At 42.9% G+C, this 18,302-nt stretch carries 21 protein-coding genes and 1 other annotated feature; of the genes, 4 read left to right on the top strand and 17 right to left on the bottom strand.

Translation table 11 applies throughout. The features are described from left to right. Positions 1-151: 151 nt before the first annotated feature. Complete coding sequence (locus ACKPBX_RS02095) at positions 152-313, bottom strand: hypothetical protein (RefSeq protein ID WP_086942648.1); 162 nt, start codon at positions 311-313, stop codon at positions 152-154. Further along, on the bottom strand, positions 306-977 hold the full coding sequence (locus ACKPBX_RS02100) for a zeta toxin family protein (RefSeq protein ID WP_245830671.1): 672 nt from the start codon (positions 975-977) through the stop codon (positions 306-308). Before ACKPBX_RS02100 ends, ACKPBX_RS02095 begins: the two co-directional genes overlap by 8 nt. A 223-nt stretch (positions 978-1,200) precedes the next feature. On the opposite strand from ACKPBX_RS02100, the gene ACKPBX_RS02105 reads away from it, so the two are divergent. The 4 genes from ACKPBX_RS02105 (at position 1,201) to ACKPBX_RS02120 (ending at position 3,457) form a co-directional block, all read left to right on the top strand. Beyond that, positions 1,201-2,055, top strand: a complete 855-nt coding sequence (locus ACKPBX_RS02105) for an aldo/keto reductase (RefSeq protein ID WP_319995853.1) — start codon at positions 1,201-1,203, stop codon at positions 2,053-2,055. A gap of 346 nt (positions 2,056-2,401) precedes the next feature. After that, positions 2,402-2,554 carry a type II toxin-antitoxin system HicA family toxin gene (locus tag ACKPBX_RS02110; RefSeq protein WP_245734386.1) on the top strand — a complete coding sequence of 51 codons (153 nt, stop codon included), beginning with the start codon at positions 2,402-2,404 and terminating at the stop codon, positions 2,552-2,554. Positions 2,555-2,600: 46 nt separating this feature from the next. After that, entirely contained in the window at positions 2,601-2,990 is a 390-nt protein-coding gene (locus ACKPBX_RS02115; protein WP_086629132.1) for a type II toxin-antitoxin system HicB family antitoxin, read from the top strand. A gap of 227 nt (positions 2,991-3,217) precedes the next feature. Beyond that, on the top strand, positions 3,218-3,457 hold the full coding sequence (locus ACKPBX_RS02120) for a type II toxin-antitoxin system HicB family antitoxin (RefSeq protein WP_086629129.1): 240 nt from the start codon (positions 3,218-3,220) through the stop codon (positions 3,455-3,457). A gap of 260 nt (positions 3,458-3,717) precedes the next feature. Here the strand turns inward: ACKPBX_RS02120 and ACKPBX_RS02125 are convergent, their stop codons facing one another. From ACKPBX_RS02125 to fic, 15 genes are all read right to left on the bottom strand, one after another. Next, positions 3,718-3,945, bottom strand: coding sequence for a homocysteine S-methyltransferase family protein (locus ACKPBX_RS02125; RefSeq protein ID WP_086629127.1), 228 nt, complete (start codon positions 3,943-3,945; stop codon positions 3,718-3,720). 75 nt (positions 3,946-4,020) lie between these two features. Further along, entirely contained in the window at positions 4,021-4,869 is an 849-nt protein-coding gene (locus tag ACKPBX_RS02130) for a nucleotidyl transferase AbiEii/AbiGii toxin family protein (RefSeq protein WP_086629125.1), read from the bottom strand. Then, positions 4,866-5,474 carry a type IV toxin-antitoxin system AbiEi family antitoxin domain-containing protein gene (locus tag ACKPBX_RS02135; protein ID WP_086629124.1) on the bottom strand — a complete coding sequence of 203 codons (609 nt, stop codon included), beginning with the start codon at positions 5,472-5,474 and terminating at the stop codon, positions 4,866-4,868. Before ACKPBX_RS02135 ends, ACKPBX_RS02130 begins: the two co-directional genes overlap by 4 nt. A gap of 182 nt (positions 5,475-5,656) precedes the next feature. Continuing rightward, on the bottom strand, positions 5,657-6,577 hold the full coding sequence (gene mmuM, locus ACKPBX_RS02140) for a homocysteine S-methyltransferase (RefSeq protein WP_086629122.1): 921 nt from the start codon (positions 6,575-6,577) through the stop codon (positions 5,657-5,659). Continuing rightward, on the bottom strand, positions 6,567-7,976 hold the full coding sequence (locus ACKPBX_RS02145) for an amino acid permease (RefSeq protein ID WP_086629120.1): 1,410 nt from the start codon (positions 7,974-7,976) through the stop codon (positions 6,567-6,569). The genes mmuM and ACKPBX_RS02145 overlap by 11 nt, the downstream gene beginning before the upstream one ends. A 54-nt stretch (positions 7,977-8,030) precedes the next feature. Further along, positions 8,031-8,258, bottom strand: a binding site (T-box leader). A gap of 360 nt (positions 8,259-8,618) precedes the next feature. After that, the gene (locus tag ACKPBX_RS02150) at positions 8,619-9,365 is read right to left on the bottom strand and encodes an SDR family oxidoreductase (protein WP_319995854.1); all 747 of its coding nucleotides are present in this window, start codon (positions 9,363-9,365) and stop codon (positions 8,619-8,621) included. Between the two features lie 347 nt (positions 9,366-9,712). Next, the gene (locus ACKPBX_RS02155) at positions 9,713-10,558 is read right to left on the bottom strand and encodes an alpha/beta fold hydrolase (protein WP_319995855.1); all 846 of its coding nucleotides are present in this window, start codon (positions 10,556-10,558) and stop codon (positions 9,713-9,715) included. A 27-nt stretch (positions 10,559-10,585) separates the two neighbouring features. Continuing rightward, on the bottom strand, positions 10,586-11,593 hold the full coding sequence (locus ACKPBX_RS02160; protein ID WP_319995856.1) for an NADP-dependent oxidoreductase: 1,008 nt from the start codon (positions 11,591-11,593) through the stop codon (positions 10,586-10,588). Positions 11,594-11,744: 151 nt separating this feature from the next. Further along, positions 11,745-12,329, bottom strand: coding sequence for a TetR/AcrR family transcriptional regulator (locus ACKPBX_RS02165; RefSeq protein WP_319995857.1), 585 nt, complete (start codon positions 12,327-12,329; stop codon positions 11,745-11,747). A 349-nt stretch (positions 12,330-12,678) separates the two neighbouring features. Further along, positions 12,679-14,184 carry a glucose-6-phosphate dehydrogenase gene (gene zwf / locus ACKPBX_RS02170; RefSeq protein ID WP_319995858.1) on the bottom strand — a complete coding sequence of 502 codons (1,506 nt, stop codon included), beginning with the start codon at positions 14,182-14,184 and terminating at the stop codon, positions 12,679-12,681. Positions 14,185-14,467: 283 nt separating this feature from the next. After that, positions 14,468-15,106 carry an NAD(P)H-binding protein gene (locus tag ACKPBX_RS02175; RefSeq protein ID WP_319995859.1) on the bottom strand — a complete coding sequence of 213 codons (639 nt, stop codon included), beginning with the start codon at positions 15,104-15,106 and terminating at the stop codon, positions 14,468-14,470. Positions 15,107-15,138: 32 nt separating this feature from the next. Next, a complete protein-coding gene (locus tag ACKPBX_RS02180; protein WP_319995860.1) occupies positions 15,139-15,852 on the bottom strand; it encodes a TMEM175 family protein in 714 nt (237 codons plus the stop codon). Between the two features lie 57 nt (positions 15,853-15,909). Then, positions 15,910-16,275: a nuclear transport factor 2 family protein gene (locus ACKPBX_RS02185; RefSeq protein ID WP_319995861.1), complete on the bottom strand. Its 366-nt coding sequence runs from the start codon at positions 16,273-16,275 to the stop codon at positions 15,910-15,912. Between the two features lie 311 nt (positions 16,276-16,586). After that, positions 16,587-17,168: a sugar O-acetyltransferase gene (locus ACKPBX_RS02190; protein WP_319995862.1), complete on the bottom strand. Its 582-nt coding sequence runs from the start codon at positions 17,166-17,168 to the stop codon at positions 16,587-16,589. A gap of 129 nt (positions 17,169-17,297) precedes the next feature. Continuing rightward, positions 17,298-17,900, bottom strand: coding sequence for a protein adenylyltransferase Fic (fic, locus tag ACKPBX_RS02195; RefSeq protein ID WP_319995863.1), 603 nt, complete (start codon positions 17,898-17,900; stop codon positions 17,298-17,300). Positions 17,901-18,302: the final 402 nt, after the last annotated feature.

Genomic DNA, 18,302 nt, shown 5'->3' on the forward strand with positions numbered 1-18,302 from the left:
TATGACTAATCCGGAATTTTTGCAAGGGAAGATACTTGAAAGAACTTGAAGCCTCCCCTCATCAACAGTCTCATTAAAAAAATCCTCCCAAGTATTTGAAGTTTGGTGGGAGAACCAAATTTCAAACTCTTGATGAGAATTTTTACATTTTTTACTTATCCAATCCAACAAGCTTACGTTGTTTCCTGTTTGCTTCCTCTGCGACATATTTTAAGACTGTCTTGAATTCTTTCCTCGTTGCATTCTTAGTGAAAGTTCCAAAATTACGATTGTATTTTGCCATGATTTCTTCTGCTTTTTCTTTTTCAACCATCCAAATTCTCCTCCAATTCTTCAACAGTATATTGTTTTGGTAAAATCAGATCGATGTTTTCAACATCTTCCAGCACTTCTGAAATTTTATTTTCATAGTCTTTGAAGATAACAATTAGTTCAACCGCATCTCCAAAAATTTCTTTTACTTTTGCTATATTTTCACGAGATTTAAAGTAGGCATTAATGAACCGCTCTTTCGGTACAAATCTGCCTTCTGCTTTTTCACGTTCCTTTGTAAATTGCCAAGCAATAAATGGATCTTGATAAACATAGTAGAGTGACACTTCGTAATTCCGTTTTATCGCGCGTTGAATATTCTGAGTAGATTTGCCTATTGCAAAAGTTCCATCGAGAATAAAAGAATATCCTTCTTTCAAAAGATGGGTAAATGCGTGATCTACAAGCCAAGATGCACCTTTTTGAAAGTCACTGGAATTCAATCCGTTGTAATCAGGAAATTGACTGCGAAATTCATCAGCATCTATAATACAAAGATTGTCCGATAGTTCTGCTAAGGCGGTTGCTACTTCAGTTTTACCAGCACCTGGGCTACCAGCCATAAAAATAGCAACTTTATCAGGAACCATTATCTTATCTGCAACAACTCTTTTAACAAAATTTTGCTTATGAGCTTTTGCATACAGCAAAGATGCATCATCCACTTAATCAACTCCCATCATCGATAATTATTCATAAACTTAGGATTTCTATTTCTCCCTAAAGGATATCATATAATTCACCAAAAACAATAAAGTAAATCTAGAAGCGCTAACCTTCTTTGTTGTTAAAAGAAAAAAATAAAAGAAATAGAACTTTACATTTGACTTGGAGTGAACTCCAAGGTTTAAAGTAGACTTATCAAATAAAATGATGGAGGAAAATACTATGGAACAAACGTATATCACATTGAATGACGGAAACAAAATCCCGCAATTTGGACTGGGTGTCTTCCAGATTTCAGGGGACGAAAAGACCAAGGAAGCTTGTTTGGAAGCCTTCAAATTAGGCTATCGTCATGTCGATACTGCGCATGCCTATCAAAACGAGCGCGGAGTCGGTCAGGCTGTAAAAGAAAGCGGCCTTCCGAGAGAAGAAATCTGGATCACGACGAAACTGTGGCCAAGCGAATACGGCGAAGGCAAGACAGCAAAAGCCATCGACAAAATGCTGGGTCGTCTTCAGACGGATTACATCGACCTTCTTCTGTTGCATCAACAATTCGGCGATTACCTGGGTGCTTGGAAAGATATGGAAAAAGCTGTCGCTGAAGGCAAAGTGAAGAGCATCGGCTTGAGCAACTTCGAATCCGAACGTTTGGAAGAAGTACTCGCTGCCGCAACGATCAATCCATCTGTTTTGCAAGTCGAATGCCACCCTTACTATCAACAAAACGATCTGAAGAAACGGATCGCGCCTTATAACACAGTCATCGAAAGCTGGTATCCGCTGGGACATGGCGATGCGGCCTTGATCGAAGAGCCCGTTTTCACTAAATTAGCAGAAAAATACGGGAAAACGAACGCCCAGATCATCCTGCGGTGGCACATCCAGGAAGGCATCATTGTTTTCCCTAAATCATCAAATCCAGTGCACATCAAAGAGAACATCGACATTTTCGATTTTGAATTGAGTGAGGAAGAAATGAACGAAATCCGTCAACTGGACAAAGGTTTCCGCTATTACACACGGACACTTGCTGAACAAGAAGAAGCGCTCAGCCAATTTGTGCCGGCTGATTAAGAGAAAAGTACCAGATAATATTAAGGAGAACCTCACAAGAAATGCTATTATGCATGCATTTCTTATAGAGGTTCTCTTTTTGGCAGCTTCGGACCGTATGAGCAGGCGCTAATACATAACAAGTCACTACCATTCCTCTCGATTGGAACCATCATAAGAGCCAGCGTGCTAATTGATGAAAAATCGGAAACCGTGATTTAGCGATACTTCTTCACTCCCTGTATCTATTCGAAGTGAACTTCGTATGATTATGGTAGGTTCTATTTGACAACAACAAAAATACGTACTATATTACGTATGAAGAAAGAGGCTTACCATGGACTCAAGGGAATTGATTTCGATAATAATGAATGATGGTTGGGTATTAGTTAACATAAGAGGCAGTCACCACCAATTCAGACACCTACTAAAACCTGGGCGCGTTACAGTACCACATCCAAAAAAGGATTTACCTAAAGGTACAGTGCATAGCATCCTCAAACAAGCGGGGTTGAAGTAACCCCTCGCCTTCTAAATTTATTCAACAATAGAAAGGAAGTATCCTTATGGTACTGTATTATGCTATTTTTAATCCCGAAGGCACGCAATTCAATATATCGTTTCCGGATTTACCGGAGTTGTTCACCAGCGGAGATGACATGTCCGATGCCCTGCACATGGCAAAAGATGCTTTGGAAGGCTATCTGCTTTGGCTTGAGGATGAAAAAGAGGCTTTTCCTCCGGCATCCGAATATGATGAAATTTCTCCTTCTAAGGGAGATTTGTTGATTCCGATCGAAGCAAATCTCGAAGTGGCTAGACTCAAGGAAAACACGAAAATGATCAAGAAAACTTTGACGATTCCGAATTACGTCAATGCACTCGCGGAAAAAGAAGGCATCAATTTTTCGCAAACATTGACGGAAGTGTTGAAGGAGAAATTACAGATACATTAAGCAGTTGGATGTTCGTATATAGCAATCCTCGTTGGAGATGAGGTCTCTCTTTAATGCCATTTGATATTTACAACCCAAATAAAAATCTGATACACTATTCATGTCGCAAGACAAAAATCCTCCTAAGTCCTGAATATTGGTTGGCGAACCGAATTTATTCTGTGGATTATCGAGGATTTTTTTGTTATAAAATTTCAGTTAGTCCGATGTCCTGGAAGGAGCAAAATATGAAAATTTTATATCCAGCAACATTCGAAAAAGACGGTGGCTATATACTCGTCCAGTTCCCCGATATACCTGAAGCAATGACACAAGGTGCAACTGCCCAAGAAGCACACGCCAAGGCGAAAGAAGTATTGGGCTTGGCATTAGATGGTAAGCAAGATTTTCCTGAAGCAACTGCGGTGGATGTCTTGGAGAGAAAGTATCCGGATAAAACAGTCACTCTGATTGAGATCGATTTCTGACAGTCGGCTTGAGTTCTTTTGAGGACGTGTAGCAACAGCTGCCGTTCCATTTCAAAGCTTTGTTTTGATTTTCCTCACAGTACTCACCACTTTACTTGATTTGTATACAACAAACCATAAATGAAAGCAGTACGAAAGTCATAAACAAGGCTTGAAAGAAATACTCGGGGTATGACCACCCCACTACTAAAAGACACAAAACCCATCATACTCTATTTTGCATAAAGAATGATGGGTTTATTTTATTATGTTTATTCCAACTAAAGAATTGCAGCAAAGGTTTCTTTCAACAATCTGATTTCTTTGGATGATGTGTAGCAACAGCCACCGAACCATTTGCATCCCAATCCGTGCCATTTCAATGCTTGATTTGAGAACACTTTGTCCACTGCATGACTGTGCGTCCATACTTTTGTGGTAGGATCGTAGATTGCTCCCGAATTCGGATAAGCGACCACTGGAATAGCGACTTCGAGAAACAGAACCACCTAATGCAGAACGAAAAAGCCACTGATGCAATTTAATTTAGCAAGAGCTACTTTTTTTATGCATAAGGTAACTTATTATAATTGTGTTAAAGCAATAACTAACTCATCAACTGCATTTAAGGTATCTTGAAATGTTAGGTTATCTACATAATGGCTATTCTTCTTTTCGTAGCTTTTCCATACTCGTTCTAACTCAGGGCTATCATGAATATCTTTTAAAATAGCCAGAGCGTCCTCTAATAAATTTGGCGTATTCCGTTTTTTCATCGTATTCAGCAAAGCCTCGTGAAGCAACTCCATATTTATCCTGTTTCTTTCAAAAAGATGCAGTGCATAGACGTCATAATAATCTCTGGCTCGTGTGTTAGCAATAGAACGATTCAATATTGTTTGCAGCTTTTCTGCCAGGACCGTTTCAAGAGGATAGGATAATATAGAAAATGATTCAAGGTTCAAAAGAGAGTCTTGTTTTATAGTTGTCGCTTCCGGTGTAATCGCATCGCCAGTAGTGAGGTCTAAATAAAAAGGGACACGCATGGTACCGCCAACCCACCCTTGCAAAGCAATACGAATACCCGGATAATCATCTTCTTCACGGATATCTTGTACTTGCAAAACATCATAAGTGATGCCGTCATCGGTTGCAATTTGTCCGATTTCACTGAGAACTTGCTTAATTTTTTCCGTGGTCAGGGTGAACCCTGTCACCGTTGTATCCAGATCCATAGTCGTGCGCTTATCGCTTCCAATAAACAGCCCTACCAAATATCCACCTTTCAGAATAAAATTTTCTTTATAAGCAGATTGACTTAACCGAAAAAGAAATCGTTCCATAATGAAGTTACGCTGCAGTAGTTGTGCAGGGATACCCGTCTTGGTTTGTATGTTTCTGATTTTTTGTTTCACTTGGATTGGGGTTATCACAATAATACCTCCACGTAAGTTTTTAATTTGTCCAGAACCTTATATTTTTTTGCAAGGTTCAGCAATTTAGGGATATTCTTGTCTGCTCTCTTCATGTATTTTACGATTGCTTGCAACCGCACATCTTCGTCCGCTTCATACCGCGTGTTGAACATGTCGCACAAAGTTCGTTCCATCGAATAGACAACTATATCATTCCCGTTACTGCTTTTAACTGTCGTTTGATCCTCTTGCCAAAGCGATCGCTCCTTCCATACCACAGAAATGGGTTCCTCTTTAATTTTTTTCGAATGGTAACCGCGTGGGAAGGTCATCGTGTAGATAAAGGGTGTAACGTCGGACAAACCATGCAAGTAAAGTGCTGTTTCATGGGAGTATATGCCTTTCGCAAATCGCTTTTGAAAAACGTACGTGTCGTCTTCATAGTATAACGGCGATAAATAGATTCCCCCACTGACCTTTTCAAATCCCTCTTTTTTTAAATAATTCAAAGAGGATTGATTCGCATAGCCACTCTCTTTTAAAGTAGCCAAGAAAACAAAACCATGGTTTTTTTCTACCTGGTTCGCAACCAGTTCCGTTAATTTATTTTGATTTTCCAACACAGTTCTCACCACTTTTTTTGATTTATATACAGCAAATTATAACCAAACGTAGTACGAAAGTCAAAAAATAGGACCAAAACAATACACGGGCTTGACCACTCCACTCCTCAACAAACACAAAACCCATCATCCTCTTATTTTTCATAAAGGATGATGGGTTTATTTTATTATGTTTATTCCAACTAAAGAATTGCGGAAAAGGTTTCCTTCAATAGACTGATTTCTTTGGCTGATGTGCAGCAACAGCCGCCGATCCATTTGCATCCTGACTCATGCCATTTCAATGCTTCGTTTGAGAATACTTCATCAACCGCATGACTATGCGTCCATACTTTGGTAGTGGCATCGTAGGTCGCTCCCGAGTTTGGATAAGCGACCAATGGCTTTGTCGCAATCTCCTTCAGATATTCCAAGGCAGGTAAGACTAAATCAGGCTGCACGCAATTGACGCCGTAGGCAATGATTTGCTCGGACGACTCTGCCAATAGCTGGAATACACGCAGATCGGTTCCATCGCATAAATGATGGGCGTCTTTCAATGTCACTGTCAGCCAGGCTGTCGCCTTCGGATGTTGGGCCAGCAATTCAATCAGTGCCTGGATTTCCGTTATATCCGGAATGGTTTCGATGGCCAGCAGATCAGCCCCGGATTCCAGCAGCAACTCTAACCTTTCGCGATGGAAATCGACCAATTCGGTTTGCGACAGACCGTAATTGCCCCGATATTCAGAGCCGTCCGCCAAATAGGCTCCGTATGGTCCGACCGAAGCCGCCACCCATTTTTCTTGCAGGCCTTGGCTTTTCGTTTGGGCCTGTTTCGCTAGTTCTACCGTTCTTTTGATCAGAGCCCGGCTTTCTTCGGTTGTATGGCCCAAACGCTCGAACCCGGCAACCGTCGCTTGATAGCTCGCTGTGATGGCGATATTTGCTCCTGCATCATAATAGTTCTGATGGACTTTTTCAATTTTATCCGGTTCGTTCACTAATGCTTTCGCGGTCCATAACTCATCATTCAGGTCCAAGCCTTGCTCCTCCAGACCTAAGGACATCGAACCATCGATGAGGATCACTTTTTGATTCTTTTGCCACTCTTTAAAATTCATCGGAAAGCTCACCCACTTCTTGATTTTCGATTGCTACAGAAGCCTTTTTGCTGAAGAATAACTGGTAATAAAAGAAGCACAAGATCGTGAATGGGATGCCGATGATCAAGGCAATCCGCTGGTTCGGATCAAACGCGATGCCGATGATCGAAACGGAGCAAAGGATAATGACGAGCCACGGAACGATTGGATAGAATGGTGTTTGGTAAGCCAGTTCATCCAGTTTATGCCCCGATTTCAGATAGTATTTGCGGAAATTCAGTTGTGCCCAAGCGATGCTCAACCAAACCGCCACGACCGCGAATGCCGAGATGGATACCAGAGCTAGATAAACGGTGTCCGCGGAATAGATGCTGGAAAACAGGGAGAGAAGCCCACCCAAAATGGTCAGCAACAACCCGTAAATCGGCAACCCACGTTTGGATAATTTCGCGAAGCGTTTCGGCAAAGTTCCTGCATTCGCCAGTGACCAAAGCATTCTCGATGCAGCATAGACCCCGGAGTTTGCGCCGGAAAGAACTACAGTGATCAGGACGAGGTTCATGATGTCTGCGGCGTATGGGATACCCATCAAATTAAGGATGACGGTCACAGGACTTTCATCCAAATTAGCCGCAGAATCCGGAAGCAGCGCACCGATCACAACAATCGTCCCGATGAACAGAACCACGAGAATGATGATTGTCTGCAGGATTGCTTTCGGGATATTTTTCTTGGGATCCGACGTTTCGCCAGCGGCTACGCCGATCAGTTCTGCACCGGAAAAAGCGAAGTTAGCCGACAGGATCGCCAAGAAAACGGAGCCTGCCCCTTTCGGAAACCAACCGTTTTCCGTCAAATGGCTGAAAAGTGGTGCTGATTCATTTCCCTGAATCGGTATAAATCCGAAAATGCCACCCAGACCCAGGATAAGGAAAATTGCCAGTGCGAGCACTTTGATCAACGACATCCAAAATTCGCTGACGGAAAACCAACGCACATCAATAATGTTTGAAAGTACAATAATGCCGATAAAAAAGATGCACCAAAGCCATGCGGGAATGCCGGGGAACCAGCGTTGTGACAAAATCGCCAAGGTGATGAACTGCGAACCCAATGCCACTGTCCACGTCAGCCAATAAAGCCACGCCACCACGAAACCTGCTCCGGGATGGATATATTTTGAAGCGTAGTTGTGGAATGAACTCGTACTGGGCTCGTGGACCGACAGTTCGCCCAAGCACATCATGACCAGCGTCACCAAAAATGCTCCGATCAGATACGCAATGATTGTTCCGATTGAACCCGTCGTTTGAATGAGATACCCCGAACTCAAGAAGATTCCGGTTCCTATAACTCCACCCAATGAAAGCATAACTAAATGCTTTGATGTCATTTCCCTTACAAATGATTGCTCCATATTTTCGCCTCCAAAAATGTTTTAAAAATATATAAAAAAAAGCACTCCCCCTATTGAAAGGGCGAATGCTCGCGTTACCACCTTTGTTCATAATCAAAAAGATTATCTCAGCAAGGGACTGTCATCCCTTCACGCGCTATCGGGCGTACCCGTCACCTGCTAAGTTTCCCTCACATGTGATAACTCAAAGACCATTTTCGCTGATTCCGAAACATCTGCTCTCACCATTCGCAGACTCTCTGTGGTTTCTTTCTTAACTACTTATCTCATCAAAGTTTCATATATTTTTAATAAATATACAAGAATGATGGATGGTTGTCAATTAATTTGTGATATATTTTCCGCTTACTTTCATTCTTGTGTTTTTTTGCTGTGATTTTTTGGGGGTGGCCGGAGGTGGCGGTCCGTTCTTGCGCTGTCCTCCTGCCGGACGGTTGTAGCCGGAGCTACGGTACCGGTCACGTCGCTCTGCTCCGGTAGAAAGACTCTGGACGGAGAACAGATTCGGTTTTCGATGTTCTCCTCCGTCCAAACATTCCTTCACCGGAGGAGAGCCCCCCGCTAATGACTAAAAAGAAACAAAAAGAAAATCCGCTGCACCGAAATTGCACGGTACAGCGGACTTTCGTTTACTGTTGTTTATTACCAAGGTTGGATAGTTGGTCCGATCGTAAACTCGTTGACGTTGGTATCCTCGGGCTGATCGATCGCGAAGGCGACCACACTGGCCACACGATCTGGGCTGATGCCGTATTGTTTATAGATGATTCCCATATCTTTGGCGATTTTGTCGTCGCTGATGGTTTCCAGCAATTCCGTGTTGATGGCAGCCGGATAAATCGTGGCTGTTCTGATGTTGGTGCCTTCCATCGCTGATTCCATGCGCAACACTTCCATCAGGTCGCGGACTGCCCATTTAGTGGCGCCGTAAACGGCTCCGCCCGGATAGGCTTTAAGGCCCGCAACGGATGATGTGGTGATCACATGACCGGATTTCTGTTTCACGAATTCCGGAAGGACCGCTTCGATCCCGTTCAGTACGCCTTTGATGTTGACGTCCACCATCTGATGCCAATCCTTCGTTTTCAACTTCGATAAAGGCGAATTCGGCATCACGCCGGCATTCAGGAAAATGACATCCACTTTGCCGAATTTTTCTTTTGCCAGGTCAACCAGTTTTTTGTTGTCTTCGATTTTGGTGACGTCCGTAACGTGATAAATAGCTTCCCCGCCATCCTGAACGATTTCATCAACCAATTTCCTCAAATGCTCTTCTCTGCGCGCGCCTAATACTAATTTAGCTCCCTTACTCGCTAAAAGTCGGGCTGTCGCCTCGCCGATCCCTGAAGAAGCTCCCGTGATGATTACTACTTTGTCTTTGATTGCCATTATCTTCATCCTTTCCATTCTGACCCGGAGTATCAATAAAGAATCGAAAAACGGTTTATAGCATCTGACAACTGCTTGTCCATTTTTATTATACCACCGGGTACCCGTTATAGGCTTACTTGAACCTTACTACTTGACCTTTAGGTGAAGTCAAGGAACAGAAGTTGGAAATTCAGAAAGTTTGGCTAACTTCAGAACGGTGATCTCCGGTGAAGTAGCTTTGGTCGGAGCTGGCAACTTGTTCGCTGGCTGTTCTCCTGTTAACCGGTCCACACCGGAGAACAGCTCCGGTGTCTCAGCTCTCCTCCGGTCAGCAGCCCTTCGCTGGAGGTGAACCCAAACTCTCACTACTTTCCCAAAAATTCTATCACTTCTTTTGTGAATTCTTCGTGGTATTGAAAGATTGAGCCATGACCGGCATCTTCATAGATCACAAGTTTACTGTTTGGGAGGCGTTTAACCAGATCATAGGAATTCTCAGTCGGTACCATCCGATCCGCATCACCATTAACGACAAGAGTCGGTTGGGTTATTTTTGACAGATCCGCTGGATTCGATTTTCCCCAGTTATTGATTGCTCTCAGTTGTGCACGATAGCCTTTTAAGCTTATCATCTTATCGCGATTTTGTTTTCGTTCCTTAATTCTTGCCAGGAATTCTTTTGCTTTTCTCTTTCCATTTGGTGTGCGCGTAAAGAATAAATATGTTTTTACATCTGTTAATGTGAAAATAGCCCGCACTAAATCCTGATTGGAAATTTTTGTTACATTTTCAATCCCCTTTCCACCACGAGGACCTGTTCCGGTTAAAATCACTTTTCTTACTAGAGATGGTTCCAGTTCCAAAAGTACTTGAGCGATCATCCCACCCATCGAAAGGGACAGAATATCAATCTGTCTAAATCCAAGTGCCTTAATAAAAGCTATCGCATCTTCGGCCATTTCTTTTATCGTACCCGGCACCTGTCCACTGGATAGGCCTACACCTTTGTTATCGAAAGTAATCACCCAATGCTGCTTTGCGATGCCGTCGATTATTCTTGGATCCCAGTTATCGAGATTCGCTGATAAATGCGTGAAAAAAATAATTGGAATCCCTGTCTTTTTCCCTAATTCCCGATACGCATAGGTTATTCCATTAGCTGCTCGGATGCTTTTATTTGGAGCATGAATATATGTCTCACTTTTTTCCATACCTGGATGTCCTCATTTCTGCTTATATCAATCGGAAACCTTGATGACAACTTTCCCTTTTGGATGTCCACTCGCCACCAGACGCAAAGCTTCATTTACTTGATTTAGCGTAAATTCAGTCGGATCGACAGCCGGGATAATATTATTTTCTTCGATAATTTTTGAGATTTCTTCCAACTGTGAACCATCTGAGCGGACAAATATAAAACGATACGCCACACCATGCTTTTTAGCTTTTTTATCAAATTTAGCCCCCGCTAGAGCGAATAGCAGTTGTTTCCACTTTGGAAATCCATGATCTTTTGCAAACTGTTTATTTGGCCCGGTTCGCAGGCTTAACAGTCTTCCTCCAGGTTTGATGATCGACAATTCCCGATCGAATTCATCAGCGCCGAGTGTGTCAATGACAAAATCCACTCCCTTTAAAATTTCCCAGTAATTCTCTTTCGTATAATCAATGTATTGGGTGGCTCCGGCAGCGAGGATCTGTTCACGTGAAGCGGGATTCCCCGAGACAATGACCTTCAGTCCCATGGCTTTAGCTATGGGAACAGCCATTTGCCCGAAACTCCCTGATCCACCTGGAATGAAGACTGTTTGCCCGGCTTTAGCATTTAGTTCTTCATGCAACCCTTGATACGCTGTCAGGCCAGTTAAAGGAGCAGCTGCCCCTGTAACAAAGTCGAGATTCTTGGGCAAATGCCAAATCGCTTTGGCATCCACAGCGACATATTCAGCAAAAGCGCCGATTTTGTCCAACGGAAGTCTCGTATAAATCGCATCGCCTTTCTTGAATCCCGAAACAAGTTTTCCGACCTCAGCAATGACCCCTGTCAACTCATTGCCGATCGTTAGAGGCATCTCGTAATCTTGGATCAGCTTGACGCTTCCTGTGATGTTCAGTATTTCCAAATGATTGACAGCTGCTACCTTTACTTTCACTAAAACTTCGTGATCACTAATCTCTGGGATAGGAATTTCTACAACTTCTGTTTCGATTTTTTTCGAGTATTTTTTGATTTGGACTGCTTTCATATCAACATCTCCTTTGCTTTACTTACTGGTGTTGGTTCTATTCGGGAACGAGCATTCTCAAAAAGACCAAAAAAAATGGATGATTCCTGATTAAAAATTTTCTACAATTGCATGCATCTGATCTTTTAATCCAAATTCATAATCACCATCATCATTGATCATTTTTCAATATCGATAGCGTTATATCAATCGTTGAATCGAACTCTTTTGGATCTGCTGTCATTTTCACTAATACCCTGACACCGATAAGCGCATTATGGATATAGCGTGCGAGTTCATTGATGTCAAATGAACTTGCAACTTCCCCTCTTGCTTGTCCTTTACTCAATAGATCCGCTATTAAATTTTCAGTCTGCTTGAAAGCGGACTGTATTCTTTGAGAAACTTCATTGTCAAGCAATGATAACTCTACTGCCGTGTTGACCATTAAACATCCCTTCGGATAGGCATTATCAGAGTAGATGGCGAGTTCAAATATTATTCTGATGGACTCAACAGTGGTCATCTCTTCTGTTATCTGCTTCCTGGTTTGAGCAGCGATAAGCGATTCATAGCGTTCCAAAGTTTGTACAAAAAGAGAATGTTTATCTCCAAACGTATCATATAAACTCCTGCGGTGGATCCCCATGTTATCTACCAAATCCTGGATCGAAGTTTTTTCATAGCCTTGTTTCCAAAATACTTCCATCGCTTTATCCAGGGCCTCTTCTTCATTAAATTCTTTACTTCTGGCCAAATTATTTCCCCCTTTCAAAATCCGATTTCATTTCTAGAATGAACGTTCTCAATACAGAATACCATTCATTGTTTGATCAGTAAAGAAAATCAGCTTACCGAAAACCACAAAAAGGAGTGCTCAACTGGTTGGTGAGCACTCCTCTGATATTTGGTGAAACTCTTTTAGTTCGCTGTTCTCCGATGAAGCGGCTTTGGTCGGAGTTGGGATTCTGTTCGTTATGCTATTCTCCAGTTGGGCGGTTCACACCGGAGAACAGCCCCGGTATTTTCAGCCCACCTCCGGCCAGCAACCCCTCCCCGGAGGTGAGCCCGCCCCTATCACAATACGCAAGAACGCAACACCGAATCTACCCCTCCAACAATCCGCGCCCGCGGTACCATTCATCCGGTCTCCAAGCCCATTCGTGGTTCTCTTTACTCAACAGATCAAAAGAAGCTTTTGGTCCCATTGTTCTTGCCGCATACTTCGGAATTTCTTCATTGTCGCGATCCCACGTTTCTCGGATCGCATCGACGATTCTCCAGGATTGCGCGACTTCTTCCCAACGCGCAAAGTTGGTTGCATCGCCCAAAATCACATCATAGGTCAGACGTTCATAAGCTTCTGGTGTGTTCTCCATCATTTCGCTGTCATGGCGGTACTCTAATTTGATCGGTTGCGTGTTGAATCCTTGCCCGATTTCTTTTCGGTTCATGGTCAAAGCAAAGCCTTCTGTTGGCTGGATATAAATGGTCAGATCATTTGCCGGGACATCTTTCTCGGCATCAAATGGATTGACGGGAACTTTTTTGAAAACGATATTGACGCGCGTTCCTTTTTCCGTCAGGCGTTTTCCGGTACGCACATAAAATGGCACTCCGTTCCAACGCGGATTGTCCACCATGAATTTGCCGGCTACAAACGTTTCTGTCTTCGAACCGCTTGCGACATTCGGCTCTTCTTGATACGCAACAAATTCCTTACCATCCAATTTTCCTGCCGCATACTGCCCTCTCACGAAGTTTTCGCGGACTTCTTCCGGCGAATAGACACGCACATCATTCAGCGCTTTGATCTTGGCTGTCTGGATATTCGCTTCGGATATGGAAGCTAACGGCTCCATCGCCAGCAAGGATAACACTTGCAGAATATGGTTTTGGACCATATCCTTCAAAGCCCCGCTGTGATCATAGTAGCCGCCGCGCTCCTCCACGCCCAATTCCTCAGCAAAAGTGATCTGAACATTTTCGATGTAATCACGATTCCACGAGGATTCCAGGAACGGATTCGTCAAACGCACGGCCAGAATATTCTGGATCATTTCTTTGCCCAAATAGTGGTCGATCCTGAAAATATCCTCTTCCGGGAACACTTGGGTGATTTGATTATTCAACTTCTCAGCTGATGCATAATCCATCCCGAATGGCTTTTCGATGACGACGCGGTTGAACCCTTTGTCCGTCACAATCTGCTGACCTTTCAGATGCGTCACGATCGGTCCGAAAAACTGCGGAGCCATCGCCAGATAGTACATCCGGTTCTGATCCAAATCATATTTCGCATCCAATCTGTCAGCCAACTCTTTGAGATGAACGTAATGTTCCACATCGGAAACATCATGCGCACGATAATAAAAGTGGCTTAAAAAAGCAGCTTTTTCCGTTTCTGTCGGCTGGAATGATTGAATCGATTCTGAAACCACATCCCGAAAATGCTCGTCGCTCCACTCTCTTCTTGCCGTCCCGATCACTGCGAAACGTTCTGCCAACGCACCGCTTCGGAACAATCGGAAAAATGAAGGATATAACTTTCTTTGGGCTAAATCACCTGTCGCGCCGAATAATACAATCAATACTGGATTTGTTTTTACCACTTTATCGCCTCCTGCTTTACTTAATAACTCCATAATACCATGATTAGCGCAAAGTTCCTTCACTCTTGGAGAATTTGAGCACCTGAAAAATCAAAAACATTAATATTTCTTTCGGATTTTTGGGTTTGATCATTTTTCTCCGGTGAGACGGTTCTTGCCGAAGAACAGCCCATTTTTTCTTTGCATTCTCCGGTATAGCGACCCTCGCCGGAGATCAGCTTCCGCTTTCCCTTCTAACTCCGGCGAAGCGGCTCCCGTCGGAGTTACTGCTTCGTATCTACTTTCAGTAAAACGATGGTTTCGGAAAATCTGTGTTGGGTTCGCTGACGCCCAGGCTTTTGTTTGAATGATCAGTCGGATTTTCAATGATGTCCATGATCAACCGCGCGATCGCTTGGCGAGCCACTTGCGCACCTATGAAAGGTTCGCCTTTTTGGCTGACCATATACTTTTCATTGCCCTCCTGATTGTAAAGCCAAGTCAAGCGCAACAATGTAAAATCAATCCCGGAATCTTCGATGATTTTCGCCGACTCTTTGTGGCGGTTTGTGCCTGTGCGGCCGACCATTCTGGCATTCCATTTGCCGAACTCGCCAATCACTTCATCGTAAATCCCAAGAATGGTGGCGCCGATTATTTTCGTAACGCCTGATTTTTTAGCGGCATCGATAATGGTTTGGGTAGCTTCAGGCGAATTCATATCATTCAGATAAACAATTTCCACATCTTTCATAGCTTCCAGCAACTTAGCGGAATCATTGAAATCCCCATCGATGATCGTGATTCGGCTTGGGTCACTGGTGGCGATTCGTCTGTTCGCATTTCGGGCATACAGAACCAATTTTGCATCAGTTTCCTGCAATAATCTGTTAGTTAACATTTTCGAGATTTGTCCTGCGGCCCCTAAAATCAATATTTTCATGTCAAAAACCCCTTTTCTTCTATTCGATATCCTCAGTGTAGACCCTGAAGTTCACTCCAAGTCAATCGCAAACTTTTCAATAGGGCTGTTCTTTTCAAGTGGACGTCACTGAATTCAAGTTGTAAAACGAGAAAAACACCTCTTGATAATATCAGGAAGTGCTTTTCGTATAGATGTTCCACTTCTTTCATATGGGCAGGCAGGGCAAGAAATACTGCAACCAACAAAACACTGATCATCATTGCAGGCGGATAGACGGTAATGGCGATGATGAAGCCGATGCCTTTTATCAGCAAATCGATTGTCAGCCACCTTTTTTGGAAGGAAATTTTTCTCCGGAGCATCTCATTTTCAGCATTCGCCTTCACCAGCGAATCGCTCAATAAGATATTGCTTAAAGTGGTCAGCACTACGATGACGCCATACAGCCCTTGGGCAAAGGAATCATCGAAATGGTTGCTGACAATTTTCGTCACATAAGGAAAGAGCGATGAGAAGAATAGGATGGACAGGCTGTACCAAATGACCGGTATGGATATCTTTTTAACGTCCTGCCATTCATTGTGCAAGCCAATCCACATTGTTCCGAGCCAAAAGAAGGAAAGAGTATAGGCGGAATAACTGCCTTTCAGCGCCCACAATCCTTGTAAACTGAGGGTCTCCGGTTCCTGCAACTCCAAAACCAGAATAGTCATGATGATAGCCAGAATCGCATCCGTAAAAGCAATCAACCTGTCCTTGTCCATATTCATTTCCCCTTTTGATCATCTTGATGGATCAATTCTGCGGAAACGCAGCAAGCTTTAATACGTGCTGGCCTCTTGCCGGACAATAATCCATTCCCCGTTCCGCTTTTCAAAAAAATTTTTGACCTGTAGTCTCCAAGTGTGGCGTGAACCATAGATGCGCGCATCCACTCTGCTTTGCCCGATGAAGCTCGCTTTATTGCCCTCGATTTTGATGTCCTTGATGTTCTCTTCTTTGGTCGAATAATAGCGCATCTGTTCGCTTCTGATTTGTGCAAACCATTCGTCTTTAGTCTGGTCATATCCCGTCATATGGACCAGATGCATGCCGTCTGCAAGAATCCGATCCAGCTTGTCTATGTCTTTGGCAACCATCGCTTGATTCACCGCGCGGTACAAGGCAATAATTTGTTGTTCATCCATGTTTTTTCCTCTTCTCTTGATTCTATAGTCGTCGAATCATTTTGATTAATACAAGTATAGGACTTTGAGTTGACTCCAAGTCAAGAGTAAACAATCAGTGGCCATTTTGGATTTAACGGGTCAGATAGTGTTGGCGTATGCTCCTTGGCAAATCTGATCATTGTCGGGTAGCTTTCTTATCACTCCTCAATAAGAATTATATCGCGTTTTATCGAACATCGCATTCTGGACAGTGTTTTTCTTTACCAAAAAAAAGCAATCAAGAAGATTGCTTTTTGAAATATATTAATTTGCTTCGTCATAAACTGGGCTCAATCAATATGGATATCTCTAATATATTTTGCAGGTACTCCCGCAACTACCGCGTTGTCAGGAACATTCTTTGTGACGACTGAACCAGCACCAACTATCGCATTCTTGCCAACAGTAACCCCCGGCAAAATAGTGGCGCCAGCTCCAATCCAAGCATTACTTTTAATACGCACTGCCTTTGGAAGCAAGTCCCTTCTTTGTTTTGGGTCTTCAAAATGATTAACGGAAACTAATGTGACTCGAGGTCCAATCAACACATCATCCTCAATGTAAATACCGCCTAAATCAACAAACATGCAATCCCGATTTATAAATACATTTTCACCAACAAAAATATGACGACCAAAATCAGTTTGAAATGGTGCCTTGATAGTTGATGAAACAGGCACAATTTTTCCTGTAATCTGATTTAACAGTGATTTAGCTGTCGTTCGGTCGTTGGCAGAATTAAATTCTGCCAGTAATTTATCGTTTAAGGAAACAATTTCACTAATTAGTGCAAGCTGCGGATCGTTAGCCACTATCCGTTCTCCATTCAACGCTTGTTGTAAAATTCTTGGTTGCTTCTGATCTGTTACCAACAATTGCCCTCCTTCAATATTTGTGCTTTAATTTCTAACTGTACTATAAACGTACTGGTCAAGTATGTCTAATGCTTAAAATTAATATCTTCCTATACCTGATAGGTATAGGAAGGGCGGGGTTCATCTCTACAAATCATCAGTTGTATATTCTGTGTATCCTTCATAATAGTAACTGACATCAATACCTTTCATATAGACTTCCCTATCATCAATTGACGTAGTCAAGGCATTATTGATCAAGTATCTGATTTCCAAGTCATTGACGGGGCTGCGTTCCATGGCAGACAGATAATTATCTTTGTCGATTAAGTTCCAGTCTACAACTTTTCCCAGTTCTTTCTTTAGAATCAAGTCCAACCAGATGCGTGTACTGCGTCCATTTGCTTCACGAAAAGGGTGCGCAATGTTCATTTCAACATATTTCGCTACAATTTCCTCAATAGTGGATTGTGGCATACTGTCAATGTGATTCAAAGCAACTTCCAAGTACCTAACGGGTGCAAATCTGAAGTTTCCCTTCGAAATATTCACGGTACGGATCTTTCCCGCAAAGTCATAAATATCATCAAACAAATATTTATGAATATCTGTTAAACCTTTGTATGTACCGATTTCCAGATTATTGATATCACCGGAATCATATAAACGTTTTGCGTTGGCTTTACTAATTCGTTCTTCCGCTTTCGCTAATTCAACTTGATTCGTTATTCCCAATTTGTTATCTAACACGGCTAAGCTCCTTTACTTAAAAATAAGCTATTCATCTAACACTATTTATTATAGCCTATCGTTAGGTTGTCGTCTGAGGCAAGAAGGAAATACTGTTTTTCAACAAAGTGTCACCCATCACCGGCAATTCAATCTTAAACACACCAAAAGTTACCGTTGAACCGGCATCCGCCGGTGAATCAAATCCGGAAACATTGTTTTTTCTTTGTGAGGCAGCCTCTTTGGAAAATTCGGATTCATTTGCTTGAACGGCACGCAGAAGACCGATCTATTTTTCTTGCTCTTCTCCGGCGAAGCAGCCTTCGCAGGAGGACGGACCACATTTTCCCCGCCCATCTCCGGTGGAGCGGGCTTCATCGAAGATGAATGTTGTTTTCGGTATTGTTCTCCGGCCAGCCGATC

Origin of the sequence: Trichococcus shcherbakoviae, from assembly GCF_963666195.1 — a bacterium.
Taxonomy (GTDB): Bacteria; Bacillota; Bacilli; order Lactobacillales; family Aerococcaceae; genus Trichococcus; species Trichococcus shcherbakoviae.

Excerpts from the sequence above, each read along its gene's own strand:
- ACKPBX_RS02145 (WP_086629120.1), bottom strand. The coding sequence starts at position 7,976 with ATGGAGCAATCATTTGTAAGGGAAATGACATCAAAGCATTTAGTTATG.
- ACKPBX_RS02115 (WP_086629132.1), top strand. The coding sequence starts at position 2,601 with ATGGTACTGTATTATGCTATTTTTAATCCCGAAGGCACGCAATTCAAT.
- ACKPBX_RS02175 (WP_319995859.1), bottom strand. The coding sequence starts at position 15,106 with ATGAAAATATTGATTTTAGGGGCCGCAGGACAAATCTCGAAAATGTTA.
- ACKPBX_RS02180 (WP_319995860.1), bottom strand. The coding sequence starts at position 15,852 with ATGGACAAGGACAGGTTGATTGCTTTTACGGATGCGATTCTGGCTATC.
- ACKPBX_RS02110 (WP_245734386.1), top strand. The coding sequence starts at position 2,402 with ATGAATGATGGTTGGGTATTAGTTAACATAAGAGGCAGTCACCACCAA.
- ACKPBX_RS02155 (WP_319995855.1), bottom strand. The coding sequence starts at position 10,558 with ATGGAAAAAAGTGAGACATATATTCATGCTCCAAATAAAAGCATCCGA.
- ACKPBX_RS02120 (WP_086629129.1), top strand. The coding sequence starts at position 3,218 with ATGAAAATTTTATATCCAGCAACATTCGAAAAAGACGGTGGCTATATA.
- ACKPBX_RS02150 (WP_319995854.1), bottom strand. The coding sequence starts at position 9,365 with ATGGCAATCAAAGACAAAGTAGTAATCATCACGGGAGCTTCTTCAGGG.
- mmuM (WP_086629122.1), bottom strand. The coding sequence starts at position 6,577 with ATGAATTTTAAAGAGTGGCAAAAGAATCAAAAAGTGATCCTCATCGAT.
- ACKPBX_RS02185 (WP_319995861.1), bottom strand. The coding sequence starts at position 16,275 with ATGGATGAACAACAAATTATTGCCTTGTACCGCGCGGTGAATCAAGCG.
- ACKPBX_RS02105 (WP_319995853.1), top strand. The coding sequence starts at position 1,201 with ATGGAACAAACGTATATCACATTGAATGACGGAAACAAAATCCCGCAA.
- ACKPBX_RS02095 (WP_086942648.1), bottom strand. The coding sequence starts at position 313 with ATGGTTGAAAAAGAAAAAGCAGAAGAAATCATGGCAAAATACAATCGT.
- ACKPBX_RS02160 (WP_319995856.1), bottom strand. The coding sequence starts at position 11,593 with ATGAAAGCAGTCCAAATCAAAAAATACTCGAAAAAAATCGAAACAGAA.